A 25,969-nucleotide genomic window follows, 5' to 3' on the forward strand; every position below is an offset into this window, starting at 1 on the left:
CGGGACGCGGACCGGTGGTGCCGGGGCGGGCGGTGCGCCCGCCCCGGCACCGTGGGTCAGAAGCCGTCGGCTCCCTGGGCGCGGGCCAGCTCGGCGAACTGCGCCTGCGTGGCCTCGGCGACCTCGGCCGGGGTCTTCGTGCCGGCGATCATGTCGGCGAGGTAGATGTACAGGTCCGGGTTGGCGATCGCCAGGGCCTGCATGGAGCCCACCGAGCCGGACACGGAGTCGGCCGCGGCCTGCAGGGCGTCCGGCACGGTGTCCGGCGTCGTCACGTCGGGCATCAGGGAGACCGTCGACTGGTCGTCGACGAAGTCCTGGTACCCGTCGCCCAGCCAGTAGGACAGCAGCTGACGCGCCGCGGCCTCCTGGTCGTCGTCGCCGGTGTTGAAGGCGACCAGGGCGTTGGTCTGGTCCGGGATGTAGGTGGCGGTGTTGCCCGAGGGCGAGATCGGGAAGAACCCGATGTCGGAGTTCAGGGTCTCGGTGTCGCTGAGCTCCTGCAGCTGGTTGAAGAAGCTGTTGACCTGCACGACCATCGCGGCGTCACCGGCGAGCAGGGCGGCGCCCTGGTCCTCGAAGGTGGCGGTGGCGATGTCCTCGTTGAACAGCCCCTCCTGGATGAGGGCGTCGTAGCCGTCGATCGCGCCCTGGATGGTCGGGTCGGTGAAGGACTCCTCGTTGGCGTTCACCCGGTCCCAGAGCCCGTCCTGCGCTGCGTCGGCGAGCTGCACCTGGACCCACCACTGGGTGGCCCAGCGGTCCCCGCCCATCTCGAAGAACGGCGTGACGCCCTGGCTGTCGAGCTGCCGGCCCAGCGCCAGGAAGGAGTCCCAGTCGGTGGGCAGGTCGGTGACACCGGCGGTCTCGAAGACGCTCTTGTTGTAGTAGACGCCCTCCACGGAGGGCATCGAGACCAGCGCCGCGTACCGGGTGTCGTCCAGGATCCCGGTGATGTCGCGCAGGTCCGGGTCGTAGCCGTCCAGCCACGGCGCACCGTCGAGGGACTGCAGGTTCTCACTGGCGTTGAGCGCGGTGAGCTGGGACGCAGTCGGCTGCCAGAAGGCCAGGTCCGGCATGTCACCGGTGGCCACCCGGGTCTGCACACCCTGCTCGTAGGGGTCGGCGATGGTCTCGACCTCGACCTCGGCGCCGGTGAGCTGCTCGAACCCGGCGATGACCGAGTCGGGCACCGAGGTGGAGTTCTGCGCCGCCCAGATGGTGAGCGTGGTGCCGGACAGGTCGCTGTCCTGGGCGGGCCAGGACGCGGCCTCCCCCGACCCGTCACCGCCGCCGGTACCAGGGTCGCTGCAGCCGGTGAGCGCCATGGACGCGGCCACGACGGTGACCGCCATGCCTCGCAGGGCCTTGGACATGGGTGTGCCTCTCTCGTACAGGGGACGTCCGGACCAACGGTGGTCCGGACGATCGTGCCGGTGGGGTCGTGGGCTCACGACGGTCTCGGGACGACGTCGAAGACCCGGGCGCCGACCCCGGGTGCGGGCGCGTGCACGGTGAGCACGCCGGCGGTGTGGTCCCAGGAGGTGTCCCAGGACGGGAGACCGGCCGGGAAGGCGACGGTGACGTCGACCTCGCGTCCGGCCAGGTGCGGGAGGTGCAGGTGCACCGGGGTGGCTGCCTCGCCGCGCTGCCAGACGGCCACGAGGTCGCCCTCGGCGGTGCGCAGGCCCAGCGACAGCGTGGGGTCGGTCCACCCGGGCAGGCCGGTCGGCCACACCGGGGACGACGTCCGGATGCGGTGCCGCAGGACCTTCGCGACCTCCACCGCCTCCACGACCAGTGCCAGCTCCGACGGGGCCATCCGGTTCAGGTAGCCGGACAGGTAGAACCGGCCGAGCAGCCCGGTGACCAGGCAGAAGGCCACCTGCTCGGGGCTCATGCCCGGCTGCGGGTAGGCCCAGTTGGCGACCTGCTCGGGCAGCACGGACAGCGGGGTGCTGGCCGCGATCGGCGGGTACTTCCACGGGTCCTGCTGGTCGGAGCTGGACTGCATGGCGCTGCGGGACAGGATGGCGGCGTCGGCGCGCATGGCGCCCGAGGAGCAGCTCTCCAGCACCAGGGTCGGGTGCCGGTCCAGGACACCGTCGAGCCAGGCCAGCACGGCGCGGCTGTGGCCGAGCAGCCCGTCGCCGAGGCTGTCGCTGTCGTGGTCGGTCCCCGCGCCGGGGTCGATGTTGTAGTCGAGCTTGAAGAACCCGACCCCGAACTCGGCGACCAGCCGGTCGACGACGGCGTCCAGGTGCGCGACGGCAGCCGGGTGCCGCAGGTCCAGGTGGTACCGGTCGTGCTCGACCACGCGCTGACCGTGCCGGAGCAGGAACGCCTCGTCGGGCAACCGGCCGGCCAGCGGGCTGGCGACCCCGACGACCTCGGGCTCCAGCCACAGGCCCGGCACCATGCCGGCTGCGCGGATGTGCTCGACGACCTCGCCCAGTCCGCCGGGGAAGCGGGTGGTGGAGGGCAGCCACTCACCGACGGAGTCCCACCAGTGCCCGCTGTCGTCGTACCAGCCGGCGTCGATGCAGAAGACCTCGGCACCCACCGCCGCCGCGGCGTCGACGAGCGGGAGCAGCTTGTCCGTCGTCGGGTCGCCGTCGAGGGTGTTCATGTAGTCGTTGAAGACCACGGGCATCGCGGTGTTGTCCGCGTGCTCGCGGCGGGCGGCCCGGCGGTGGGCGGTGAGTGCCGCAGCAGCCCCGGGCAGTCCCGCCCCGACGGCCACGGTGGCCGGCACCGAGGTGAACGAGGCGCCGGGCGCCAGCACGCGGGTCCACCCGGCGAGCCGCTCGGTGGGTCCGGACAGGGTCAGCGTCCACCCGGCCGTGTTCTCGGCGACCTCGGTGGCCCAGGGGCCGTTGTGCTCCACCTGCCAGGCCCAGGCCAGGTCCCACGGCTCGGAGACCAGCAGCCCCACGGGGAGCGGACCCGAGGTGGACCAGGTGCCCGTCGAGCTGGCCGTGTGGGCGTCCCTCGGGTCGTGACCGGTCAGCTCCTCGGCCAGCTCGGGGAACAGATCGGCCCGCAGCGACCGGGTGCTCCAGCGGTTCTCGGCGAGCCAGTCACTGCGCCCGGAGACCAGCTGCCACTCCGCGGGGAGGTCACCGGTCGAGCCGGCCGGGACGCCCAGCGACATCGACCAGGAGGGGACCGCCTGCAGCACGAGGGGCCGGTCGGAGGTGTTGGTGACGGTGACGGTGGCGCGGAAGGCGGCCACCCCCTCGTGGGCCTGCAGGCTCAACCGGGCGCGGAGCGCGCCGTCCGGGGTCTCCTGGTCCACGACCAGCCCGTCGTCGACCAGCTCGTGACCGGTGTACCGGAGCCGGCCGCCCAGGGTCGTGTGGTCCAGCCGGGGCGACGCCGGTGCGTGCCCACCCCCGACCGCCAGCAGCTCGACCACCGGGACACGGTGGGCGAACCGGACGTCGTGGTCGGGGGTGCGCACAGCGGCCAGCGACACGGGTCCGTCGATGGGTCGGTCGAGGGTCAGCGTCAGCTCGGACGAGCCCCAGACCAGCACAGGTGCCTGCTGGTCGGTGCTGCTCGCACGGTCTGTGATTGCGGTCACGAGCACAAGATACCGATTTCAAGGCGCTTTGCAAGCGCTTTCTCCGCGGTGGCTGACACGTGTCGTGCCTCGACGTCCGCTGGTGAAACCGCTTGCACCACGTGCATGATGCCGGGCATGCAGACACGAGCCCTCGGGCGCAGCGGATGTGCGGTCTCGGCCCTGGCACTGGGCACCATGACCTTCGGGGCGGAGGCCGACGAGGACACCTCGCACGCCCTGCTGGACGAGTTCGTGTGCGCGGGCGGCACGCTCGTCGACACCGCCGACGTCTACGGCGCCGGGGTGTCCGAGGAGATCATCGGCCGGTGGCTGCGGACCCGACCCGCCGACGTCACCGCCGAGGTGGTGCTGGCCACCAAGGGCCGGTTCCCGATGGGCGAGGGTGCCAACGACGTGGGCCTGTCCCGGCGACACCTGCGCCGCGCCCTGGAGGACTCCCTGCGCCGCTTGGGGGTCGAGCACGTGGACCTCTACCAGGTGCACGGCTTCGACCCGGCCACCCCGCTGGAGGAGACGCTGTCCTTCCTCGACGACGCCGTGCGCAGCGGCAAGGTCTCCTACGTCGGGCTGTCGAACCACACCGGCTGGCAGGTGCAGAAGACCGTCGACCTCGCCGTCCACCGGGGTCTGACCGTGCCGGTGACGCTGCAGCCGCAGTACAACCTGCTGGTCCGCGAGGTGGAGTGGGAGATCGTGCCCGCATGCGTCTCCACCGGGCTGGGGCTGCTGCCCTGGGGCCCGCTCGGCGGCGGCTGGCTGACCGGCAAGTACCGCCGGGACGAGCAGCCGACCGGGGCGACGCGGCTCGGTGAGGACCCGGCCCGCGGGGTCGAGCACTGGGCCCGGCGCAGCAGCCGGGAGCGGACCTGGGACGTGGTCGACGCCGTCGTCTCCGTCGCCGACTCCCGTGGCTGCACCCCCGGCGAGGTGGCCATCGCCTGGCTGCTGGCCCGCCCCCAGGTCAGTTCGGTGCTCCTGGGCGCCCGGGACCTCGCGCAGCTGCGGGCCAACCTCCCCGCCGCCGACCTTGTGCTGGGAGCGGAGGAGACCGCCGTCCTCGACCGGGCCAGCGACCCCGCTCCGGCCGACTACCCCTACGGGGCGTTCGGCGAGGAGCAGCGGGCCCGCTCGATCTGAGCCCCGGACACGACTGCGCCCCCGGGCCCCGACAGGGCACGGGGGCGCAGCCCGGAGAGGTCAGGCGGTGGGGCGGCGCGCGCCGGCGTAGCCGGGCTTGTCCACGCTGGTGACGGCGACCGGGCGGCCGGAGACGCTGGCGTGCACCATCTGGCCGTTGCCGATGTACATGCCGACGTGGCTGACCGGGCTGTAGAAGAACACCAGGTCACCGGGCTGCAGGTCACCGCGGGAGACGGCGGGGCCCATGCCGGACTGGGTGCGGCTGGAGTGCGGCAGGGAGACGCCGGCCGCGGCGTAGGCGTACTGGGTCAGGCCGGAGCAGTCGAAGCCGTCGGGGCCGGCGGCGCCGACGACGTAGGGCTTGCCGACCTGGGCGAGAGCGGTCTGCACGGCGATGGCGGCGGCCTCGGTGGGCGCGGCGGCCGGGGCCGCCTCCGCGGCGGCCGCGGTGGCGTCCTCGGACACCTCCGGGCCCACGACGGTGCGGAAGACGGTGGCCTGCGCGGTGGCGGTGAGCCGGGCGAAGTCGGCCTCGTAGCCGGCGAGCTGGGTCTCCAGCTCGGCCTGCTGCGCCTGGACGGCGGCCAAAGCCGCGGTGGCGGTCGCGGCGGCCTCGTCCGCGGCGGACCGGGCGGCGGCGGCCTCGGCCTGGGCGGCGGTGAGCTCCCCGACGGTGGCGTTGGTGCTGCGGGTCAGCTGCTCCAGCGTGGCCAGCCGGGTCACCAGGTCCTCGGCGGACGTGCTGGTCAGCATTGCCTCGAGGCCCGAGGGGGTGCCGCCCATGTAGCCGGTGGTGACGATGGCGTGCACCCGCGGGGCGAGCTGGGCGACGGCGGCGTCCGCGGCGTCGGCGAGGGCGTCGGCCTGCGCGGCGGTGGCCAGCTGGGTGTCGGCGGCCAGCTGGGCGTCGTTGACCTGCTCGCCCAGTGCCTCGACCTGCTGGGCGGCGGCGGCCACGGCGGCAGCGGCCTCGGCCGGGGTGTCGGGGGCCGCCGTGGCGGTCCCGGGCACCAGGGCCACGGCGAAGCCGGCCGCCACGGCGAGCGCGGCGACGCGGGTGCTGCGTCGGGTCGTCCAGGTCACGAGGGCCTCCAGCGGTGCGCCGTCCACCGGGGAAGGGGTGGATCTCCGAGCGCGTCTCGACGGACGGTAACGACGAGTTGGCTCAGCGTGTGCTCGCCACGCGGGGCACGATCGACGTGTCGACCGGCGCGTCGGGCTCGACGATCAGCCGGCGGCCGGCTCCTGGCACTCCAGGGCGGCGACGGCGGCGGTGTCCCGGAGCACGGCGAGGAGCTCGGCCGACGTCCACGGCTCGCAGCAGTCGCACTCCCCGCCGTCGGCGAAGCTGCGCAGCCCGAGGGTGCCCCCGGCCCCGTCCTCCCTGATGCGGAGCTGGCCGTCGGCGGGGTCGCGGTGGCACGCGCACTGGGAGGCACACATGCCCAGCCCCCAGCCGGCGACGACGGTGGCGTCCCCGTCCTCGCGGACCTCGCCCAGTTGGAAGACCGACGGCTTCTGGCTCCGCGTCACGCTGCTGCCCCCTCGCCCCGCCCCGTCCTGGACGGACTCGTTCCTGCCGGGCCCCGAGTCTGGGACCGGGTCGTTTCCGGGCCGTGTCGGTGCCGTGAGAGGTGGGTTCCGATCACCGCAGGTCGTCGTAGAGCCCCAGGTGGGCAGCGGCAGCGGCATCCCAGTCGTGCGCCCCCGCCAGCACCCGGCCCGCTCGGGCACGGGCCGGGTCGCGGGTCGCGGCGGCGCTCACCAGCGCGTCGGCGAACCCCGGCGGGTCAACGGCGAAGGCGGCCGTGGCACCGAAGACCTCGCGCAGCACCGGCAGGTCCCGGGTCACCACCGGCACCCCCGCGGCCAGGGCCTCCATCGCGGCCAGCCCGAAGCCCTCCTTGGTCGAGGGGAAGGCGAACACGGCCGCGCCGGCGACCAGCGCGGGCAGCTCGTCGTGGTCGACCGGGCCCAGCACGACCGGCCGGACGCCGAGCTCCGCGGCCCGGGCATCGACCTCGGCCCGGTAGGTCCGGTAGTCGAAGAGCGTCTCCCCGCCGGCGACGACGAGCGCGAGGTCGGGCCGCTGCCGGTGGACCAGGGCCATCGCCTCGACCAGGTCGCGGGTGCCCTTGCGCGGCTCGATCCCGCCGACGGCCAGCACGTAGGCCCCCAGCCGGTCCCGCCACCGTCGTCGCCCGGCCGCGCCCGCCGGGCCGGCGGACCGGGCGAACCGGGCGGCGTCCACGCCGTTGGGGATGACCGTGGCCACCCGGCCCCAGCCGGTCGCCACCTCGGCGGCCACGGCGGCCGAGACGCAGACCAGTGCCCGCGGTTCGACGACGGCCCGCTCGTGGCAGGCCGCGAGCTCCGGGGTGGTGAACACGTCCAGGTGGTGCACGGTGCGGACGCAGCCGGGCACGGCGTTGGCCGAGATGCAGTCCTGGGCGTGCACGACGTCGTAGGCCTCGTCCCGGAAGGCCGCGCCCAGCACCGCGATGGAACGCAGGATCCGCGCCCCGACGTCCTCACCCGGGACGTCGGGGAAGGGCACCAGCCGCAGGGTCACCCGGGGGTCGACGGCGCGGAAGAACGCGCTGTCCCCGCCGCGGCCCAGCGACCAGACGTGCACGTCGTGACCGGCCCGGGCCAGCGCCTCGGCCAACGCCAGGGTGTGCACGACCCCGCCGCGGGGCTTCGTCGAGTAGGTGAGCAGCGCGAGCCTCACGAGTAGGCGTCCGGACGGCGCTCGCGCAGGTGGGACAGCACCAGCCGGGAACGGCTGACCTCGCCGGCGACGTCGAGATCGGCGACGGCGAGACCGGCCTTGGCCCAGGTCCGGGCCAGCACGTCACCGCCGGGTCCGACCACCTTGGACTGGCCCAGGAACCGCAGTCGGCCCATCGTGCCGGTCTGGTTGGCCGAGACCACCACGACCTGGTTCTCCGCGGCCCGGGCGCAGTCGTAGAGGTCGAAGAGCCGGGACTGCCGGTCCTGCAGCAGCCGCGGCGCCCGGTCGGTCAGCGAGGCCGGCCACGCCGACAGGCAGGCCAGCAGGTGGACGCCGTCCCCGGCGAGGGCGCGGGCGGCCTCGGGGAAGGTCTTGTCGTAGTCGACCAGCATGCCCAGCCGGCCGACCGGGGTGTCGAAGGCGGTGAACGCGTCACCGGCCGAGTAGGCGGCCACCTCGCCCGCGGGCTGGTGCACCTTGCGGTGCCTGCCCAGCACACCGTCCCCGGTCAGGCAGACGGCGCTGTTGAAGAACCGGCCGTCAGCGGCCTCGCGGTAGGCCAGGCAGACCACCGTCGGACCGGCCGCGGCGGCCACCCGGGCGAAGACCTCGTCGTCGGCGGCCAGCGCCGGCGGCAGCCCGGTCTCCCCCACCGCACCGAACCCGCCGAGGTAGCCGCCCAGCGTGGCGTCGGGGAAGACCAGCAGGTCCACCCCCTGTGCCCGGGCGTCGGAGGTGATGGCCTCCACCTTGGCCACGCAGGCGCCGACGTCCCGGCCGAAGTGCGCCGAGACCGCGGCGAGCCTCACGCCGTCCGGGACGCCGACGCCGCGGCGGCCGTGTCCGGTGCGCTGCCCAGCCCGGTGCGGGTACCCGCCGCCGTGAGCTCGGTGATCCGTTCGGCGACGAACTCGGCGTCCCGGGCGATGCCGGCGAACCGGCCCGATCCCCAGGTGTGCAGCCACGGCAGCCCGAGCACGAAGAGCCCGGGCGCGGCGGTGACCCCACGGACGTGGGTGGGGTACCCGGCGCCGTCGAAGACCGGCACGTCCACCCACGACCAGTCGGCCCGGAACCCGATCGCCCAGACCACGCTGCTGATCTCGGCGACGTCGAGTGCGGTCGGGTCCTCGTGGGGTGCCCAGACCGGCACGTAGCGGGGCTCGGTGGGCGCGTCGATGCCGGCGGCGTCCACGTGCCGGTCGATGACGTCCTTGGCGCTGTCGTCCACGGCGTCCGCGCGGTCCAGGTGCTCGGTCAGGTTCGGCGCGAAGGTGAGGGTCGTGCCGGCCAGCCCGGTGAGCGTGCCGTAGAGCCGCATGCCCTCCGCGGCGAACGCGCGCAGGTCGATGTCGCGGCCGCCGTCCCGGCCGGTGACGTAGTGGTTGGTGCCGACCCGGGCGGCCTCGCCGTCCCGGTGCTGCTCGACGGGCAGGTCGTAGTGGCCCATGTCGTGCAGCCAGGCGACGACGTCGCGGCCGCGGTACCGGCGCGCGATCCGGGGCGCGCTCCCCACCGCCAGGTGCACCCGGCGGCCGGCCAGGTGCAGGTCCTCGGCGATCTGCGCGCCGGACTGCCCGGTGCCGACGACGAGCACCTCGCCGTCGGGCAGCTGCCCGGGGTTCCGGTAGGCCTGCGAGTGCAGCTGGGTGATCCCGTCGGGCAGCGCCGAGGCGTAGGGCGGGACGACGGGCAGGTGGTAGCCGCCGACGGCCAGCACGACCTGGTCGGCGTGCAGCTCCCCGGCGCTGGTGGCCAGCGTGAAGCCGCCCCCGGCGGCGGGGGCGAGCCGGGTGACGGCCACGCCCTCGTGCACCGGCGGGTCGAACGACGCCGCGTAGGACCGCACGTAGTCGACGATCTCCTCGCGCAGCATGAAGCCGTCGGGGTCGTCACCGGCGTACGGCCAGCCCGGGAGCTGGCACTGCCAGTTGGGCGTGACCAGGCAGAAGGTGTCCCAACGGGCGTCGACCCACTCGTGTGCGACGGTCTCCCGCTCCAGCACGACGTGCTCGACGCCGCGCTGGACCAGGTGCCAGCTGATCGACAGCCCGGCCTGGCCCCCGCCGACGACCGCGACCGGCACGTGTGCCGGCAGGCCGGTGCGGGTGCCGGCGGCCTCGGTGAGCGTCATGCCGGCACCGCCAGCCCGTAGGTCTCGGGACGGCGGTCCCGCAGGTGCCCCATCGACCGCCGCGCCCCGGCGAGCACCTCGCCGACGTCGACGGTGGCGACCGCGGTCCCGGGCGCGACGCCGGTCGTGGCCAGCACGTCACCGCCCGGTCCGACCACCTTGGCGCTGCACACGAAGCGCAGCGAGCCGAAGGTGCCCGACTGGTTCGCCGACACCCAGACGATCTGGTTCTCCAGCGCCCGGGCCTGGTCGAACAGGTCGAACCGGCGGGTCCAGCGGTCCTCCGCCAGGTCGGCGGCAGCACCGGTCCGCGAGCCGGGCCAGGCAGACATGCAGACCACGATCTCGGCCCCGTCGACGGCCAGCGTGCGGGCCGCCTCGGGGAAGGCCTTGTCGTAGCAGATCATCATCCCGATCCGGCCGACCGGCGTCTGGAAGGCACGGAACCCGTCGCCGGCCGCGTAGGAGTTCGACTCCCCCAGCGGTTGGTGCACCTTGCGGTGCACGCCGAGGACGCCGTCCCCGGTGACGGCGACCGCGGTGTTGTACCGCCGGGTGCCGTCGGACTCGCAGAACCCGGCGGTGACCACCACGTCGCCGGCGATCGCGGCCAGCCGGGCGACCTCGGGTCCGTCGACGTCCAGGGCGGGGGGCAGGGCGTGCTCAGGAAGCACCTCGGTCACGCCGTGGTCACCCAGGGATGCCAGGTACCCACCGAGGGTGGCCTCGGGCAGGGCCAGCAGGTGGACGCCGCGGGCCCGGGCGTCGTCCACCAGGGACTGGATCCGGGCGAAGGTGGCGTCGAGGTCGCGGCCGAACGGGGCGGCGACGGCGGCGAGCGTGGTGCTCACGAGCTCTCCTGGAGGTTGCCGGGTGGAGTGCCACGGCGCGGGATCTGCGTCCCTGCCACTCCACGGGAGGCGCCCAGACCGGTCACCGGACCGGTCAGGGCGGAGGTGGTGGAGCCGTCGGGCCAGCGCAGTCGCACGCCGGAGCCGGGGACGAGCTCGCCGCAGGTGCCGGTCGTCGCCGGCCCGGCGGGGGCGACGGCGCGGTCGGCGTCGTCGGTGGTGAGGAAGGCCGAGCCGGGGAAGCAGGTGAACCAGTCGCCGACGTTCGCAGCGTCCGGTCGGGGCACGGCCGCGACGTCCAGGACGGCGCCGCACCCGCTGGCCTCGGCGAGCATCCCCAGCGTCCCGACCAGGCCGGCCATCGAGACGTCCTTGGCCGCGGCGGGGGCGGTCCGGGCGACGACCGAGCCCATCAGCTGCAGCTCGGCCGTCGTCCGGCCGGTGGTGGAGTCCCACTGCCGGCCGGTGGCACCGGGCCGCCAGTCCCCGCCGAGGTCGGCCGTCAGCCGGACCTGCTGGCCCGGTCGCCCGCCCGAGGCCGGGACCGGGCGGTCGGTACGACCCAGCGCGGTCACGCTCAACGCCGCGGGGACGCCGAGCTGGGTGTGCCCGCCGAGCACCGGCACGCCCCAGGCCTGCGACCCGGCGCGCAGGCCGGCGACGACCCGGGCCGCGAAGGAGGCGTCCCGCGCGCCGACGGAGTCCAGCAGCCCGAGCGGGGCCGCACCCATGGCGCTGAGGTCGTTGACGTTGACCAGCACGCCGCACCAGCCGGCCCAGCCCGGGTCGCGCTCGACCATCGAGGGCAGGATCGCGTCGCACGCGGCGACGACGTCGGTGCCCGGGACCGGGGCGCCGTCGTCGCCGACGAAGCCCGGGCCGCCCAGGTGCAGGCCGGCCAGCAGGCCGCCCAGCGGGGACTTCGTCGCCTGCGCCAGCGCGGCCAGCCGGCCGATCGGCCAGGTGACGGCGGTGTGCGGCCGCCCGGCGACCTCGGCGGGGCCGACGGTCAGCCAGCCGAGCCGGGTGAACATCGACACGAAGCGGTCCTGCACGGTCGCGTCGAAGCGCAGCGCCCCGGCCTGCTCGGCGCGGGCGCAGGCCGCGGCCACCAGGGCCGGCCCGGTGCCCGGTGCGCTGCCCGGGGCGACGACCAGGCGGGAACCGGTCCACCAGCCGACGTCCGGGCCGTCCGGGTCGGCGGGGGCGAGCCGCACGCCGCCCAGCACCTCGCCCGTTGTTCCACGTGCAACCAGGACGACGGTCCGCCCGTCCAGGTCGGTCGCGTCCCGGTCGGAGCCCTCGAAGAGGCCCTGGTCCTCGACGAACGCCCGCCGCCGGAGCTGCTGGTGCGCCCGGACCCCGTCGTCGTCGGCCTGCTCGAGGCGCCACGCCGGCGGCACGGCGGGCAGCCGGTGGTCGACCAGCAGCACGTTGCGCTCGAGGGAGTCCACGGGCGCCCTCATGCTCCGGCCGCCTGGAGCGCACTGCAGGCACCGCACGCCGCGCAGCCGGCGCCCTGGTCGGCACCGCGCATGCCCAGCGCGCGCAGCCCCGCCGCGACCCGGGTGGTGACGTCCTCGAGCACCGCGGGGTCCGGGGCACCGACGCCGTCGGCCACCGCCAGCGTGCCGGCGAGCGGGCGGTAGGGGACGACGAAGGGGTAGACACCGCGGCGGGCGAGGTCCAGCGCGCCGGCGACCAGCTCGTCGGGGTCCTCCCCCAGCCCGACCAGCAGGTAGGTCGAGACCCTGTTGCGCCCGAAGACGCGCACCGCCTCGTCCCACGCGGCGTCGTACTGGCTCATCGGCACGGTGGCCTTGCCGGGCATCCAGCGGGCCCGTACGTCGTCGTCCAGGGACTCGACGTGGATGCCGATCGCGGTGGCCCCGGCGTCCTTCAGCTCACCGATGGCATCCAGGTCCTGCGGGGCCGGCGGCTCGCACTGCACCTGGACCGGCAGCCCGGGCACCGCCGCGGTGACCGCCCGGACGCAGCGGGCCAGGTGCCGGGCGCCCCGGTCGCGGCCGTTGGTGGTGCCGGTGGTCATCACCATCTGCGCGACGCCGTCCAGCCGCACGGCGGCCTCGGCGACCTCGGCCAGCTGGGCCGGCGTCTTCACCGCGGTGGTCGACCCGGCCGTCAGCGAGGCCTCGATGGCGCAGAACCGGCAGCGGTCGGCCTCGTCGTACCGGATGCACGTCTGCACCACGGTGGTCGCCAGCACGTCCTTGCCGTGCAGCCGGGCCAGCTGCTCGTAGGGGACACCGTCGGCGGTGGTGAGGTCGTAGAAGCGGGGCCGCTCGATCGCCTCGGCGTCCAACCCGAGGTCGGCGCCGTCGAGCAGCAGCCGGCCGCCGCTGATCGAGTAGGGGCTGTCGGCGTTGAGCGGCACCGCCGTCCCCATGCCGCCGAGCAGCACGTGGCCGTCGTCGGAGGGCCCCGCCCCGGCCCGTCTCCGGACCGGGGCGTCGACCCGGACGCCGAGGATCGCGACGTCCACGCGGGTACTCGTCGTCCGGGTCATGGCCGCGCGACTCAGAGGTTGTAGGTGCTGTTGATGATCGCGCCCTTGCGGGCGTAGTGGATCAGCGCGTCCTGCACGTCCAGCGGGTGGCAGGGGATGCAGCCGGCGATCAGGTCCTCCTCGCGGAGACCGTGCAGGGAGAGCCCGAAGCGGCAGACGTAGACCGTGCCGCCCTCCTCGATGAACTTCTCGATCTGGCTGTTGATGTTCTGCTCGCCCGGGAAGGCGGAGTCCCCGGTGGTCGGGAAGCCGCGGGTGGCCATCGCGTTCATGGCTGCCGGGCCGTAGAAGTACAGGACCGACTCGTACCCCTTGCGCAGGGCGCGCAGCGCCTGCAGACAGGCCACGAAGCTCACCGAGGACTCGTGCGCGATGCCGTGCACCAGGGTCAGGTAGCTCTCGCCCTCGCCCGCCTGGTAGTCGGGGAAGATCTTGGTCGAGCCGTACAGGTTGCTGCCCTTGGGCAGCGAGGGGTGCGGGATCTCGGCGAGGCTGGCCTCCGCGTTGGCCTTGATCTCCTCGGGCGATGCGAGCGGGGTGGTCACAGGGTTCCTCCGTGGGTTGGGGTGCTGCGGGGGTCAGGTCAGGCGGTGGAGCTGCTCGAAGTTGCGGCGGAAGACCAGGTCGGCGAGCTCGCCGTCCCCGGTGGCCGCCGCGAGGCGGGCGTGCTCGCCCGCGAAGTCGCCCCAGGGCTGGTCGGAGGCGAACAGCACCCGGTCGTGGCCGACGCCGTGCCGCTCGATCTCGGCGGCGAACCAGCGCGGGGCGAAGCCGATGGCCCAGCTGGTGTCGGTGTAGACCCGCTTGCCCCCGGCGACCCAGGCGAAGAACTTCTGGCCGATCAGCTTGATGTGGCCGCTCATCCCGCCGCCCATGTGCACCAGGTGCACGGCGACGTCGTCGGCGTACCGGTCGACCAGCAGGCCGACCTCGTCGATGTCGCTGGCCGCGCCCGGACTGGTGTGCACGTGGACGACGAGGTGGTGCTCGCGGGCCGCTGCGAAGATGCTGTCCAGCTGCGGTCGGCAGGCCTCGTCGGTGGCCCGACCACCCAGCAGGAAGGACAGCTTGAGCGCGCTGACGCCCTGCTCCCCGGCCAACGCCAGTGCCTGCGCCGTGGCGTCGGCGTCCTGGGGGCGGGGGCTGGTCCACAACCCGGCCCGGATCCGCTCGTCGGTCTGGGCGGCCTCGACGACCAGCTCGTTGAGCGCGAAGGACGCCGTCGGGTCGGGCACGCCGTAGTTGGGGATGACCAGGGCGAACTCGGTGCCCTCGCGGTCCAGGTCGGCCTGCAGCTGGGCGATCGTGCCGCGCGCCGTGGTGTCCGGGTTGACCGGCGGGCCGCCGTAGAAGGGGTGAGCGGGCAGCACGCCGAGGTGGCGGTGCGCGTCGTGCACCCGCTGCCGGGCCCCCGTGGTCATGGGGAGAACGGTGGTCGCGCGCGGTTTCGGTGTGGTGACGTCCGGAACGAGATGTCGTTACGTGTGACGGGCTCCGGGGGGCCGTGCGTCTCGCCGGTGTTGCCGAGTGCGCACGGCCCCGCCCTCAGCCCTGCCCTCAGCCCCGCAGGGCCGCGGCGATCGCGCCGACGTCCTCGACCTTGCCGGTGACGATCGACGTCACCAGGGCGACCGCGGCCTCGTCGGAGATGCCGGCGGGCTCGTCCTCCATCGCCATCAGCGCGAGCGTCGCGGCCAGCGCGAAGGGCCGGTTGCCGTCCACCAACGGGAACGAGGTGGCCAGGGAGTGCAGCAGGGCCGCGCCCTTCTCGGCCACCGTCGGGTAGACCTCGACCCCCGCCGCGGTCGCCCGGGTCCGCGCCAGGGCGGCCACCAGCAGCCCCGCGTCACGCACCCGGACGTCCTCGCCGACCACCCGGGCGGCGATCTGCAGCAGGTCCTCGACGGTCAGTCCCTCCACCGGCCGAGCTCCTGCAGTGCCACCCCGTGCCGGGAGATCTCGTCGTCGAGCACCAGGTCCAGCGGCGTGCGCCGGTCGTGGGCGGCCAGGTACTCCGTCAGCGCCCGCTTGGCGACCTCCTGCATGGAGGCGTGCTCTTCCTGCGCGCGGCGCCGCAGCGCCTCGGTCTGCGCGGCGGTCAGCCGCAGCGTCATGGCCATCTGAACCCCCGACAGAGTGATACCACCAGCGGTACCACTCCGAGCCGTTTGTGCCGTCTCGTGACTCTGTGCACCCGGGACGGAACGGTTCGTGCCTGGTTTCAGCGCGACACGCCGTCATCGTGCCCGATCCGGGGTGACGGGTGGTGATCGGGGTCACGGCTTCCTAGCTTTCGCCCCGTGACCCAGCCCGCCGTGCCCACCGAGGACGGCCGCCCGCCGTCCGGTGGCCGGCCGTGGCTGCGGCGCGTGTTGACGGGAGCCGTCCTGGGCCTCGGTTCGGCCGCCGCCCTCACCGCCCTCGCCGGACCCGCGGCCGCCGACGACCAGTCGCCCGCGGAGGACCCGGTCGCCACCCAGAGCACGGCCCAGCCGGCACCCGGGGACGGGCCGTCGCCCGCCGACGCCGACCCGGGCGCGGTCCCGGACGCGGCCACCACCAGCCTCCCGGTCGACCCGACGGCCCCGGCCGACCCCGGGCCCGCACCAGGGTCCGCGGACGACGCGTCCGCCGCGACGGCGCCGGCCGGCGACCCACCACCCGCCGACGAGCCCGGCGACGGCGACGGCGACGGCGACGGCGCCACGACCCACACGACCCCGACCGGCGCGGCATCGTCCGCCGTCACCACCACCGCGGCAGTCCTCGACGGGGACACGGCGGTGGCCCCTGCCGACCCGACCCCGGACACCACCGGGACCACCACCACCGGGACCACCACGACCGCCGGCACCCCGTCGACCGCGGGTCCCTCGACGGCGGGTCCCTCGACCTCGGGTCCGCCGACCGAGGACCCGACCGCCGGCACCGCGACGGCCCCGGCCACCGACGACACCCCGGCCGAGGCCGACGGCGACCCCCGCACCGTCGACGGCGCCGCCGGGTCGACCGCCACCCCGGCCGCGGACGGCACCGTCGCCACCGTGGCGGCATCCGACACAGCGACCGCGGACGGCGCCCTGCCGGTCGCCGTCGCCGGCACCGCGGTCGACCCCGGCGTGCACTGCCTGGCCCCCGCCGGCACCGCCGCCGCGGCGGGTCCCGCCGGCGGCGCCCGGTCGGCTGCGGCCGGCGCCGAGCGCGGGGCCCGCCCGACGCACGCCGGCACCACCGCCACCGCACTGACCGAGTCCGCCCAGCTGCTGCCCACCCCGGCCGGCTCCGCGGTGCCCGCCGGGGCGGACACCGGCCTCCCCCTGGTCCCCCTCGCCCCGGTGCCCGGCAGCCCGGAGGCCCCCGTGGCCGTCTCGGCCGGGTGCAGCACCAGCAGCGCCGGGACCACCGGCAGCGGCCCGGTCGGCGCCCCCAGCGTCGTCGTCCCGCACCCCCCGTCGTCGGCCCTGCTGGCCGGCACCGCCACCGCGCGCAGCCTCGCCGCCGTGGCCCCGGTCGTCGCCGTCGCCGACGACCCCAGCGCCCGCCCCGACTGACCCGGTCGCCCGCGCGCCTCGCCCCGTCCCCGCTGTGTCCGCGGGGGGCACACCACGACGGGCGACCCGGCAGGCAGAACCGGACTGCCTCCCGGACCGCGCACACGGCCCCGCCCACCGAGCACCGCTCGGGACGCCGGCACCACGGGTTCGCGCCACCCACGGGGGCTCGACCGCACCACCCCGCAGCACCCATCCCGCACCACCGTTCGTGCGCAACGACGCACACAGCGCGAAGGAACACGACACAGATGAAGCGAACAGTGCGCAACGGCCTCGCCGTCGCGACGATGGCCGGAGGGCTCTTCCTCCTCGGCCAGGCAACCGCCAGCGCAGAGGACGTCAGCGCGACGTCCGAGGCCGTCGGCTCGACCTCCGTCACGGTCGTCGACGTCGGCACCGCCGCCGGGGGCGGCGAGGCCGTGGGCAACACGGCCAGCAACTCCGGTGACGTCACCGGCGGGGACGGCGACAACTCCGGCTCCGCCACCAGCTCGGCCACCACGGTCGTGGCCTCGGTGGACGTGCACAGCGACGGCAACTCCTCGCCCACCACCAGCTCCGGGCCGGCGACCAACACCAGCGACGGCGGGAACGGCGGGGCGGCCACGAACACCACCACCGCCACCGGCGACACCACGGCGGGAGGCGGCACCGCGACCGGCGCCGACGTCGACGCCAGCTCCGAGTCCGTCGGCGGCGGCGGCGGCTCCTCCGAGGGCGGAGCCGGGGGCGGCGCGGTGACGGCGGTCGACGCACCGACCGTCGCCGGCGGCGGCGAGGCGGTCGGCAACGAGGCCGACAACAGCGGCGACGTGACCGGTGGGGACGGCGACAACTCCGGTGCGGCCACCAGCGGGGCCGGTGGGCTCGTCCTGTGCGCGAACGTGCACAGCGACGACGACTGCAACCCGGAGACCTCGTCCGGGGCGGCCACCAACACCAGCACCGGCGGCAACGGCGGGGCGGCCGGCAACACCACCACCGCCAGCGGCACCACCAGCGCGGGCGGCGGCACGGCGACCGGCTCGGACGTCGACGCCTCCTCCGAGAGCGTGGACCTCAGCGCGTTCCTGGAGTGGCTGGCCGGCCACCTCGGCGGCCAGCAGGGCACCGGTGGCTCCGGGGGTGCCGGGGCCGGGACCGTCGTCTACGCCCCGACCACGGCCGGCGGCGGGACGGCGACCGGCAACACCGCCGTCAACAGCGGGGACGTGACCGGTGGAGACGGCTGGAACAGCGGCTCCGCGGACAGCAGCGCCACCGTCTACGTCGTCTGCTTCAACTACAAGAGCGACATGAACTGCAACCCGGTGACCACCACCGGGCCGGCCACGAACACCAGCACCGGGGGCAACGGCGGGAACGCCGCGAACAACACCTCGGCGTCGGGCAGCACCTCGGCCGGTGGCGGCAAGGCCGTCGGCGGCGGGGTCTCCGGCAGCTCGGAGTCCGTGGGCGGTGGCGGCGCGGGCACCCTGGTCATCGCCCCGACCGTGGCCGGCGGCGGCAGCGCCGAGGGCCAGTACGCGCACAACAGCGGCAACGTCACCGGCGGCAACGGCCACAACAGCGGCTCCGCCACCAGCAGCGCCACCGTCTACGTCATCTGCTTCAACTACAAGAGCGACAACAACTGCAACCCGGTGACCACCACCGGCGCCGCCACCAACACCAGCACCGGCGGCAACGGCGGCTCCGCCACCAACGGCACCTCGGCCTCGGGCAACACCTCGGCCGGCGGTGGCTGCGCGGTGCACGCCGCCGGCGGCTGCCCGGTCGACCACGTGGCGCAGCCGGGCACCCCGGCCCACCCGGGCACCCCGGCCCAGCCCGGCACCCCGGCGCACCCGGAGACCCCGGCTGCCCCGGCCGCCCCGGTCGTCCACCCGGCGGCCCCGGCCGTCGCGCCGGTCGCCGTCCACCCGGTCGCCGTCGTCCACCCGGTCGCCGTCGTCCACCCGGCCTCGGCCGCGGCGGTCCACACGGTCACCACCGGCTACACGCCCGTCGCCGCCGGCTCGTCCTCGGACTCGCTGGCCTACACCGGTGCCGACCTCGCCGCCCCGCTGTCCCTGGGCCTGCTGGCCCTGGGCGCCGGTCTCGGCCTGTCGCTGGTCTCGCGCCGGCGTCAGCTGCAGGAGGTCTGACCCACCCCCGGACCGCCGTCCCCTGCCCCGGGGCGGCGGTCCGGAGCACCACCCACGACTGCCCCGTCCCCGCTCCGGGGGCGGGGCGGTCGCGCGTGCGGGTCAGACCAGCTCGACGCCGGGGTACAGCGGGTGGGCACCGACGATCTCGGCCGCGCGGGCCCGGGTGCGCTGGGCGACGGCGGCGTCCAGCCGGTAGCGCACCTTGGACTCCCCCTCGGCCTGCGTGGCGGTGAGGACGTCGGCCACCAGCTCGCCCACCTCGGTCAGCTCGGCCTCCCCCAGCCCGCGGGTGGTCAGCGCGGGGGTGCCGAACCGGATGCCGGAGGTGTACCAGGGGCCGTTCGGGTCGGCGGGCACGGCGTTGCGGTTGGTGACCAGCCCGGCCTCCAGCAGCGCCGCCTCGGCCTGGCGCCCGGTCAAGCCGGCGGCCCCGACGTCGGCGAGCACCAGGTGGTTGTCGGTGCCACCGGTGACCAGCCGGACGCCGCGGCGCAGCAGCCCCTCGGCCAGCGCCCGGGAGTTGGCGACGACCGCCTGCGCGTAGTCCGCGAAGTCGGGACGACGGGCCTCGGCGAAGGCGACGGCCTTGGCCGCCATCACGTGCGGCAGCGGCCCGCCGAGCACCAGCGGGCAGCCCCGGTCGACCGAGGGCGCGTACTCCGCGGTGCACAGCACCATCCCGCCGCGCGGCCCGCGCAGCGACTTGTGCGTGGTGGTGGTGACGACGTCGGCGTGCGCCACCGGGTCCAGGTCACCGGTCAGCACCTTCCCGGCGACCAGTCCGGCGAAGTGCGCCATGTCGACCATCAGGGTGGCGCCGACCTCGTCGGCGATCTCCCGCATCGCGGCGAAGTCGACCAGCCGCGGGTAGGCGGAGTACCCGGCGACCAGCACCAGCGGGCGGAACTCGCGGGCCTGGGCGCGCAGCGCCGCGTAGTCGATCAGCCCGGTCTCCGGGTCGGTGCCGTAGCTGGCCTGCTCGAACATCTTGCCGCTGATGTTGGGCCGGAACCCGTGTGTGAGGTGGCCGCCGGCGTCCAGGCTCATGCCCAGCATCCGCTGGTCCCCCAGCGAGCGGCGCAGCACCGCCCAGTCCTCGGTGGTGAGCGCGTCGACGTTCTTCACCCCGGCCTCGGCGAGGGCCGGGGACTCCACCCGGTGGGCCAGGATCGACCAGAAGGCGACCAGGTTCGCATCGATCCCCGAGTGCGGCTGCGGGTAGGCGTGCTCGGCGCCGAACAGCGCGCGGGCGTGCTCGGCGGCCAGCTCCTCGACGGTGTCGACGTTCTGGCAGGCCGCGTAGAACCGGCGCCCGGGGGTGCCCTCGGCGTACTTGTCGGAGAACCAGTTGCCCATCGCCAGCAGCACGGCGGGTGAGGCGTAGTTCTCGCTGGCGATGAGCTTGAGGCTCTCGCGCTGGTCGGTGAGCTCCTGGCCGATCGCTGCGGCGACCCGCGGCTCGACCTCGGCGATGACCTCGAGGGCGCTGCGGAAGGCGGTGCTCGCGGTGGACACGGTGGACGGGGTGCTGGTCATGACGGGTGCCTCCGGGCTCCGGTGGGTGCCCAGGCGCGCGGCGTCACGACGGGACCGCTCCCCGGTGGTGACCCACCTGTGCGCCAGTCACGGCCCGCGGCGAGGGTACCCGGCGGCACCGGGCACCCTCGCGGTCTCAGCCGGCCGGCGTCTCAGCTGGCCGGGCTGACGGAGCTCATGTTGAAGTCCGGCACCCGCAGCATCGGCATCCGGGCCCGGGTGAACCAGTCGTTCCACTCCCGGGGCAGCGTCTGCTCGCTGCGGCTGGCCTGGGTGGCCCGGCCCAGCAGAGACACCGGGGACTCGTTGAACCGGAAGTTGTTGACCGCACCGGTCACCTCGCCGTCCTCGACGAGGAAGACGCCGTCCCGGGTGAGCCCGGTGAGCAGCAGCGACTGCGGGTCGACCTCGCGGATGTACCAGAGCGTGGTCAGCAGCAGCCCGCGCTCGGTGGAGGCGATCATCTCCTCGGTCGACACCGTCGACGTCGGGTCCTCCAGCACCAGGTTGTCCAGCGCGGCGGTGGCCGGGGCGGTCTGCTGCAGGGCCCAGGCGCGCGGCCGGATCAGGTTGGTCAGCGTGCCACCGGAGATCCAGTCGATCGCCGGGGTGGCCATCCCGTTGTCGAACACCGAGGACATGCCCGAGGAGCCACCGACCACCTGGAAGGGCGCGCACTCCAGGCCCGGCTCGTTCGGGTCGCTGCGCAGGGTCAGCGGCAGCGCCGCGATCCGCTCGCCGATCCGGTTGCCGCCGCCGGCCCTGGCGTAGACGTTGCGGCCCTCGTCGGCGTCCCGGGCCTCCATCGTCCAGTAGGCGTAGATCATCAGGTCGCTGACCGTGGAGGGCGGCAGCAGCGTCTCGTAGCGGCCGGCAGGCAGCTCGACCCGGCGCTGGGACCAGGCCATCTTGCGCTGCACGTCGGCGGCGAGGGCCTCGACCGAGACGTCGGAGAAGTCCCGCGTCCCGACCCCCGCCCACACCGAGCGGCCGAAGTCGCGGCTCTTGCCGTTGAGCTCCACCCGGCCGGTGGGCTGGTCGTGCCGCAACCGCAGGCCGGTCGAGGTGCCCAGGTAGGTGGTGGACATCTGGTGCTCGGCGAACCCGAACAACAGCTCGTCGCGGGCGCCGGCCTCGCCGAAGGCCTGGCCCAGCGCGGGGGCGAAGTCCCGGAAGACCTCGATGGAGGTGGAGGCGGGCTCGGCGTCCCAGTCCCCCGACCCCGGGGGCACGTCGCTGACCAGCGGCACGGCGTCCTCGGCCGGGCCCGCGTCGCGCGCGGCCTGCTCGCTGGCGGCGACCAGCGCGGCGACGTCCGGGGTCCCGGTGCGGGCGACCGTGCCGGTGGCCATGCCCGCGCCGCCGTCGACGAAGCTGATGACGACGACCTGCCGCGAGCGCATCGCGCCGTTGGTGGTCAGGCTGTTGCTGGCCCAGCGCAGGTTCGCCTCGGAGCTGTCGACGACGTAGGTGACCTGCCCGTCGACGGTGGAGGCGGCCAGCGCGGCCTCGACGATCTGCTGTCCGGTCATGGCGCTCACTGACCGCCCTCCTGCACCGTGTTGAGGATGGTCGTGTTCTCGAACAGCGCGCTCGGGCAGCCGTGGCTGACCGGCGCGACCTGGCCCGGCTGGGCCTTCCCGCAGTTGAAGGCGCCGCCCAGCACGTAGGTCTGCGGACCGCCCACCCGGGTCATCGAGCCCCAGAACTCCGTCGTCGTCGCCTGGTAGGCGACGTCCTTGAGCTGGCCGGCGAGCTGGCCGCCCTCGATCCGGTAGAACCGCTGCCCGGTGAACTGGAAGTTGTACCGCTGCATGTCGATCGACCAGCTCTTGTCACCGACGACGTAGATCCCGCGGTCGACGCCGGCGATGATCTCCTCGGTGCTCGGCCCGCCGGGTGCCGGCTGCAGGGAGACGTTGGCCATCCGCTGCACCGGCACGTGCGCGGCGCTGTCGGCGAAGGCGCAGCCGTTGCTCCGGGAGAGTCCGCCCTTGGGCGCCGTGTTGCGGTCCACCTGGTAGCCGACCAGCACGCCGTCCCTGACGATGTCCCACTGCTGGCCGGCGACGCCCTCGTCGTCCCAGCCGACGGTGGACAGGCCGTGCACCGCGGTGCGGTCCCCGGTGACGTTCATCAGCGGCGAGCCGTACTGCAGGCTGCCCAGACCGTCGACGGTCGCGAACGACGTCCCGGCGTAGGCGGCCTCGTAGCCCAGCGCCCGGTCCAGCTCGGTGGCGTGCCCGATGGACTCGTGGATGGTGAGGAACAGGTTGGACGGGTCGACGACCAGGTCGTAGCGGCCGGCCTCGACCGAGGGCGCCTTCGTCTTCTCCCGCAGCAGCTCGGGGATCTCGGCGAGCTCGCCGCGCCAGTCCCAGGTGTCGCCGGTCAGGTACTCCCAGCCGCGCCCGGCCGGCGGCGCCAGCGTGCGCATCGACTCGAAGCCGCCGGTGGCCCGGTCGACGGTCAGCGCGGTGAACGTCGGGTGGATCCGGACCCGCTGCTGGCGGGTGCGGGTGCCGGCGGTGTCGGCGTAGTACTTCTGCTCCTTGACGTGCATGACGTCGCTCTGCACGTGCTCGACGCCGTCGGCGGCCAGCAGCCGCTCGGACAGCTCGACCATCAGCCCGGTCTTCTCCGCCTCCGGGACGGCGAACGGGTCGACCTCGTAGGCCGAGACCCACTCGGCGTCGGGGTACACCGGCTCGGGGGCGAGCTCCACCCGGTCGGTGTTCACCGCGGCCGACACCTGGGCGACCAGCACCGCCTCCTCGGCCAGCCGGACCGCCTCCGCGGCGGTCAGCACGACCCCGGCGGCGAAGCCCCAGGTGCCCTCGTGCACGACCCGGACGGCCAGGCCCAGGTCCTCCCCGTCGGCGGCCGCCTCGACCCGGGCGTCACGCAGCCGCAGCGTCTGGGTGCGGATCCGCTCCACCCGGATGTCGGCGTGCTCGCAGCCCAGGTCGACGGCCCGGGTGAGGGCCGCGTCGGTGAGCGCGGACAGCGGGAGAGCGAGGAACGACTCGTCGACCGAGCGGTGTTCTGCCACGTCCCTTGTCTACCAGCCGGGACCGACGGAGGAGACTCGGTTCGTGAGCACTGCTGAGGACCCGTACCGCGTCTCGATGGTCTGCCTGGGCAACATCTGCCGCTCCCCGATCGCCGAGGTGGTGCTGCGGCAGATGGTCGAGGACGAGGGGCTCGGGGACCGGGTCGTCGTCACCTCGGCCGGCACCGGGCACTGGCACGTGGGCGGCCCGATGGACCCCGGCTCCGCCACCGAGCTGCGCGCGCACGGCCTGGACCCCTCCCGGCACGTGGCCCAGCAGATGACGGCCGACCGGGTCGGGGAGTTCGACCTGCTCGTCGCGATGGACACCGCCAACCTCGCCGACCTGCAGGAGATGGTGGGCGACCGGCGCCGTCCCCGCGTCGTGCTGCTGCGCGACCTGGACCCCGACGGCGACCCGGACCAGTCCGTCCCGGACCCCTACGGCGGGGGCCCCGAGGGCTTCAGCACCGTGTACCGGCAGGTCGAGGCAGCGTGCGCCGGCCTGGTCGCCCGACTGCCGGAGCTCCTCGCCGACCGGTGAGTCGCCCCGGGGACGCCGGGTAGGGCCTCGGGGTGCCCGGAGACGACGTCACCCTGACCTTCGGCGGGACCGCGACGACCCTGCTCCGGCTGGGCCCGTTCACCCTGCTCACCGACCCCAACTTCCTGCACCGCGGCCAGCTCGCCCACCTCGGGTACGGGCTGCGCAGCCGCCGGCTGACCGACCCGGCGATCACCCCGGCCGACCTGCCCGAGCTCGACGCCGTGCTGCTCAGCCACATGCACGGCGACCACTGGGACCGGGTCGCCACCGCCGAGCTGCCCAGGCCGCTGCGGGTGGTGACGACGCCGGAGGCCGCGCGCTGCCTGGCCGACCGCGGGTTCACCGCCACCGAGGACCTCCGCCCCTGGCAGACCACCACCCTCGACCGGGACGGCGCCACGCTGCGGGTCACCTCGGTGCCCGGCGTGCACGGCCCCGGCCCGCTGGCCCGGCTGCTGCCGCAGGTGATGGGCAGCGTGCTGGAGCTGGTCCGGGACGGCGCGGTCACCTGGCGGGGCTACGTCACCGGGGACACCCTGCTGCGCCCGGTGCTGGCCGAGGTGCTCGAGCGCTGCGGCCCGCTGGACGCGATGGTGCCGCACCTGGGCGGCACGAGGATCGGACCGTTCCTGGTGACCATGGACGCCCGTCAGGGCACCGACCTGGTCGAGCTGCTGCGCCCGGGGCTGACCGTGCCGGTGCACTACGACGACTACGGGGTGTTCCGGGACCCGCTGGGGGCCTTCGTGCAGGAGGTGGCCCGGCGACGGGCGCCCGGCGTCGTGCGGACGGTGGCGCGCGGGCAGACCGTGGACCTGCGCCCCTGAGCTCAGCCGCGGGCCTCCGCGGCCAGCCGCATCGCCCGCTCCTGCACCTGCGCACGCAGCTCCCGCTCGTCGACGGTGGTGGAGACGCCGTCCCGGACCACCTGCCGGCCGGCGACCCAGGTGTCGCGCACGTGCCGGGAGCCGACCGACCAGACCAGGTGGGTGAGCAGGTCGGTGGGGTCCCCGACCGGCACGAAGGCGATGTCGTCGCTGTCCACGTGCACCAGGTCCGCGCGCCGGCCCGCGGTCAGCTGGCCCAGGTCGGGCCGGTCGACGGCGGCGGCGGCCGCGCCGGTGGCCAGCCAGAAGGCCTCCGGCGCGGTGATCGCGGTGGCGTCCCGCTCGCGCAGCCGGGCCAGCTGGGCGGCCAGCCGGAGGTCCTCGAAGAGGTCCAGGTTGTCGTTGGACGCCGGCCCGTCGGTGCCCATGCCGACCCGGATGCCCAGGTCCAGCATGTCCCGCAGCCGGGCGGTGCCACTGGCCAGCTTGGTGTTGGAGCCCGGGCAGTGCGCGACAGCGACGTCGTACTCCCGCCACAGCTCCAGGTCGGCGTCGTCCATGTGCACGCAGTGGTCGGCCAGCACCCGGCCACCGAGGACGTCGTGGGCGGCCAGCAGCTGCGGGACGCTCAGCCCGTGGGTGGCCAGCAGCTCGTCGCCTTCGGTGGCGGTCTCCGCGACGTGGATCGTCAGCAGCAGGCCGTGCTCCCGGGCTGCCACACCGGCGTCCCGGAGGACCTCCAGGGGCACCGTGTAGGCCGAGTGCGGGCCGATGCCGAACTCGACCTGCGGGTCCGAGGAGGCGGCCAGCGACACCGCCGTCTGCAGCTGCTCGTCGAAGGTCCCGTAGCCGGACAGCCCGATCAGCGGGTTGGCCACGATCGTCCGGGCGCCGGTGGCCCGCACCGCCGTCGCGATCCGCTCGGGCTGGAAGTACATCTCCACGCTGGTCGTCACGCCGTGCCGCAGCATCTCCGCCGACGCCGCGGTCATCGCGACCTCGATGTCCTCGGGGGTCAGCCGGGCCTCGCGCGGCCACATCACCTCGCGCAGCCAGCGGTCCAGCGGCAGGCCCTCGCCCTGCCCCCGGAACAGCACCATCGGCGCGTGCGAGTGGGTGTTGACCATGCCGGGGGTGAGGACGCCGGGGAGGGCGGTCACCTCGGCCCCGGGGGCCTCCGGGGCGTCGCCCGCGGGGCCCACCCAGCTGATGACGCCGTCCTCGACGTCCAGCACGGCGTCGGGGACGACGGTGCCGGCCCGGTCCCCGAGGACGACGGCCCGGGCGGTGAAGCGCTGCATGTCCCCGGACGGTAGTGCGCCTGACGC

General features: G+C 74.9%; 23 protein-coding genes and 1 riboswitch. Of the genes, 5 read left to right on the forward strand and 18 right to left on the reverse strand.

Annotation, left to right across the window (positions count from 1 at the left end; all coding sequences use genetic code 11):
* Window positions 1-56 precede the first annotated feature (56 nt).
* Both AC0IVP_RS15040 and AC0IVP_RS15045 read right to left on the reverse strand, forming a co-directional pair.
* Window positions 57-1,376: an ABC transporter substrate-binding protein gene (locus tag AC0IVP_RS15040; protein ID WP_056295371.1), complete on the reverse strand. Its 1,320-nt coding sequence runs from the start codon at window positions 1,374-1,376 to the stop codon at window positions 57-59.
* A 74-nt stretch (window positions 1,377-1,450) separates the two neighbouring features.
* Entirely contained in the window at window positions 1,451-3,586 is a 2,136-nt protein-coding gene (locus AC0IVP_RS15045; RefSeq protein ID WP_471757540.1) for a glycoside hydrolase family 36 protein, read from the reverse strand.
* 117 nt (window positions 3,587-3,703) lie between these two features.
* Here AC0IVP_RS15045 and AC0IVP_RS15050 point away from each other — a divergent pair, with 117 nt between their 5' ends.
* On the forward strand, window positions 3,704-4,726 hold the full coding sequence (locus tag AC0IVP_RS15050; RefSeq protein ID WP_471757542.1) for an aldo/keto reductase: 1,023 nt from the start codon (window positions 3,704-3,706) through the stop codon (window positions 4,724-4,726).
* Window positions 4,727-4,786: 60 nt separating this feature from the next.
* Here the strand turns inward: AC0IVP_RS15050 and AC0IVP_RS15055 are convergent, their stop codons facing one another.
* The 12 genes from AC0IVP_RS15055 to AC0IVP_RS15110 form a co-directional block, all read right to left on the reverse strand.
* Complete coding sequence (locus AC0IVP_RS15055) at window positions 4,787-5,839, reverse strand: C40 family peptidase (protein WP_471757544.1); 1,053 nt, start codon at window positions 5,837-5,839, stop codon at window positions 4,787-4,789.
* A 117-nt stretch (window positions 5,840-5,956) separates the two neighbouring features.
* Window positions 5,957-6,262: a hypothetical protein gene (locus tag AC0IVP_RS15060; protein ID WP_471757546.1), complete on the reverse strand. Its 306-nt coding sequence runs from the start codon at window positions 6,260-6,262 to the stop codon at window positions 5,957-5,959.
* A gap of 112 nt (window positions 6,263-6,374) precedes the next feature.
* The gene (locus AC0IVP_RS15065) at window positions 6,375-7,460 is read right to left on the reverse strand and encodes an MSMEG_0565 family glycosyltransferase (protein ID WP_471757548.1); all 1,086 of its coding nucleotides are present in this window, start codon (window positions 7,458-7,460) and stop codon (window positions 6,375-6,377) included.
* Window positions 7,457-8,272, reverse strand: coding sequence for a carbon-nitrogen hydrolase family protein (locus tag AC0IVP_RS15070; RefSeq protein WP_056295383.1), 816 nt, complete (start codon window positions 8,270-8,272; stop codon window positions 7,457-7,459). The genes AC0IVP_RS15065 and AC0IVP_RS15070 overlap by 4 nt, the downstream gene beginning before the upstream one ends.
* Window positions 8,269-9,597 carry an MSMEG_0569 family flavin-dependent oxidoreductase gene (locus tag AC0IVP_RS15075; protein ID WP_471757550.1) on the reverse strand — a complete coding sequence of 443 codons (1,329 nt, stop codon included), beginning with the start codon at window positions 9,595-9,597 and terminating at the stop codon, window positions 8,269-8,271. Before AC0IVP_RS15075 ends, AC0IVP_RS15070 begins: the two co-directional genes overlap by 4 nt.
* Complete coding sequence (locus AC0IVP_RS15080; RefSeq protein WP_471757552.1) at window positions 9,594-10,448, reverse strand: carbon-nitrogen hydrolase family protein; 855 nt, start codon at window positions 10,446-10,448, stop codon at window positions 9,594-9,596. Before AC0IVP_RS15080 ends, AC0IVP_RS15075 begins: the two co-directional genes overlap by 4 nt.
* On the reverse strand, window positions 10,445-11,914 hold the full coding sequence (locus tag AC0IVP_RS15085; RefSeq protein WP_471757554.1) for an MSMEG_0567/sll0787 family protein: 1,470 nt from the start codon (window positions 11,912-11,914) through the stop codon (window positions 10,445-10,447). The genes AC0IVP_RS15080 and AC0IVP_RS15085 overlap by 4 nt, the downstream gene beginning before the upstream one ends.
* The gene (locus AC0IVP_RS15090; RefSeq protein ID WP_471757556.1) at window positions 11,911-12,951 is read right to left on the reverse strand and encodes an MSMEG_0568 family radical SAM protein; all 1,041 of its coding nucleotides are present in this window, start codon (window positions 12,949-12,951) and stop codon (window positions 11,911-11,913) included. Before AC0IVP_RS15090 ends, AC0IVP_RS15085 begins: the two co-directional genes overlap by 4 nt.
* A gap of 35 nt (window positions 12,952-12,986) precedes the next feature.
* Complete coding sequence (locus AC0IVP_RS15095; protein ID WP_225232222.1) at window positions 12,987-13,520, reverse strand: MSMEG_0572/Sll0783 family nitrogen starvation response protein; 534 nt, start codon at window positions 13,518-13,520, stop codon at window positions 12,987-12,989.
* Window positions 13,521-13,553: 33 nt separating this feature from the next.
* On the reverse strand, window positions 13,554-14,396 hold the full coding sequence (locus AC0IVP_RS15100; protein WP_471757558.1) for an amidohydrolase family protein: 843 nt from the start codon (window positions 14,394-14,396) through the stop codon (window positions 13,554-13,556).
* Between the two features lie 136 nt (window positions 14,397-14,532).
* Window positions 14,533-14,895, reverse strand: coding sequence for a Fic family protein (locus AC0IVP_RS15105; RefSeq protein WP_471757560.1), 363 nt, complete (start codon window positions 14,893-14,895; stop codon window positions 14,533-14,535).
* Window positions 14,883-15,089: a hypothetical protein gene (locus AC0IVP_RS15110; protein ID WP_056296523.1), complete on the reverse strand. Its 207-nt coding sequence runs from the start codon at window positions 15,087-15,089 to the stop codon at window positions 14,883-14,885. Before AC0IVP_RS15110 ends, AC0IVP_RS15105 begins: the two co-directional genes overlap by 13 nt.
* Before the next feature lie 186 nt (window positions 15,090-15,275).
* Between AC0IVP_RS15110 and AC0IVP_RS15115 the strand changes: the two genes are divergently transcribed.
* Window positions 15,276-16,526 (forward strand): DNA polymerase III subunit gamma/tau domain-containing protein, encoded by a 1,251-nt coding sequence (locus AC0IVP_RS15115; protein ID WP_471757562.1) that lies wholly within the window; start codon window positions 15,276-15,278, stop codon window positions 16,524-16,526.
* Window positions 16,527-16,777: 251 nt separating this feature from the next.
* Window positions 16,778-18,676 (forward strand): hypothetical protein, encoded by a 1,899-nt coding sequence (locus tag AC0IVP_RS15120; RefSeq protein WP_471757564.1) that lies wholly within the window; start codon window positions 16,778-16,780, stop codon window positions 18,674-18,676.
* A gap of 102 nt (window positions 18,677-18,778) precedes the next feature.
* Here the strand turns inward: AC0IVP_RS15120 and AC0IVP_RS15125 are convergent, their stop codons facing one another.
* The 3 genes from AC0IVP_RS15125 to AC0IVP_RS15135 all read right to left on the reverse strand — a co-directional run bounded on the left by AC0IVP_RS15125 (window position 18,779) and on the right by AC0IVP_RS15135 (window position 23,267).
* A complete protein-coding gene (locus tag AC0IVP_RS15125) occupies window positions 18,779-20,215 on the reverse strand; it encodes a glycine hydroxymethyltransferase (protein ID WP_471757566.1) in 1,437 nt (478 codons plus the stop codon).
* Between the two features lie 20 nt (window positions 20,216-20,235).
* Window positions 20,236-20,316, reverse strand: a riboswitch (ZMP/ZTP riboswitch).
* Between the two features lie 51 nt (window positions 20,317-20,367).
* Entirely contained in the window at window positions 20,368-21,747 is a 1,380-nt protein-coding gene (locus tag AC0IVP_RS15130) for a metallopeptidase TldD-related protein (protein ID WP_471757598.1), read from the reverse strand.
* 5 nt (window positions 21,748-21,752) lie between these two features.
* The gene (locus AC0IVP_RS15135) at window positions 21,753-23,267 is read right to left on the reverse strand and encodes a TldD/PmbA family protein (RefSeq protein ID WP_471757568.1); all 1,515 of its coding nucleotides are present in this window, start codon (window positions 23,265-23,267) and stop codon (window positions 21,753-21,755) included.
* A gap of 43 nt (window positions 23,268-23,310) precedes the next feature.
* Between AC0IVP_RS15135 and AC0IVP_RS15140 the strand changes: the two genes are divergently transcribed.
* A complete protein-coding gene (locus AC0IVP_RS15140; RefSeq protein WP_471757570.1) occupies window positions 23,311-23,811 on the forward strand; it encodes a low molecular weight protein-tyrosine-phosphatase in 501 nt (166 codons plus the stop codon).
* Between the two features lie 32 nt (window positions 23,812-23,843).
* Entirely contained in the window at window positions 23,844-24,641 is a 798-nt protein-coding gene (locus AC0IVP_RS15145) for an MBL fold metallo-hydrolase (protein ID WP_471757572.1), read from the forward strand.
* Window positions 24,642-24,643: 2 nt separating this feature from the next.
* Here AC0IVP_RS15145 and AC0IVP_RS15150 read toward each other — a convergent pair whose 3' ends face one another.
* Window positions 24,644-25,942 (reverse strand): amidohydrolase family protein, encoded by a 1,299-nt coding sequence (locus tag AC0IVP_RS15150; protein ID WP_471757574.1) that lies wholly within the window; start codon window positions 25,940-25,942, stop codon window positions 24,644-24,646.
* Window positions 25,943-25,969: the final 27 nt, after the last annotated feature.

Source organism: Klenkia sp. AC732, from assembly GCF_979256525.1.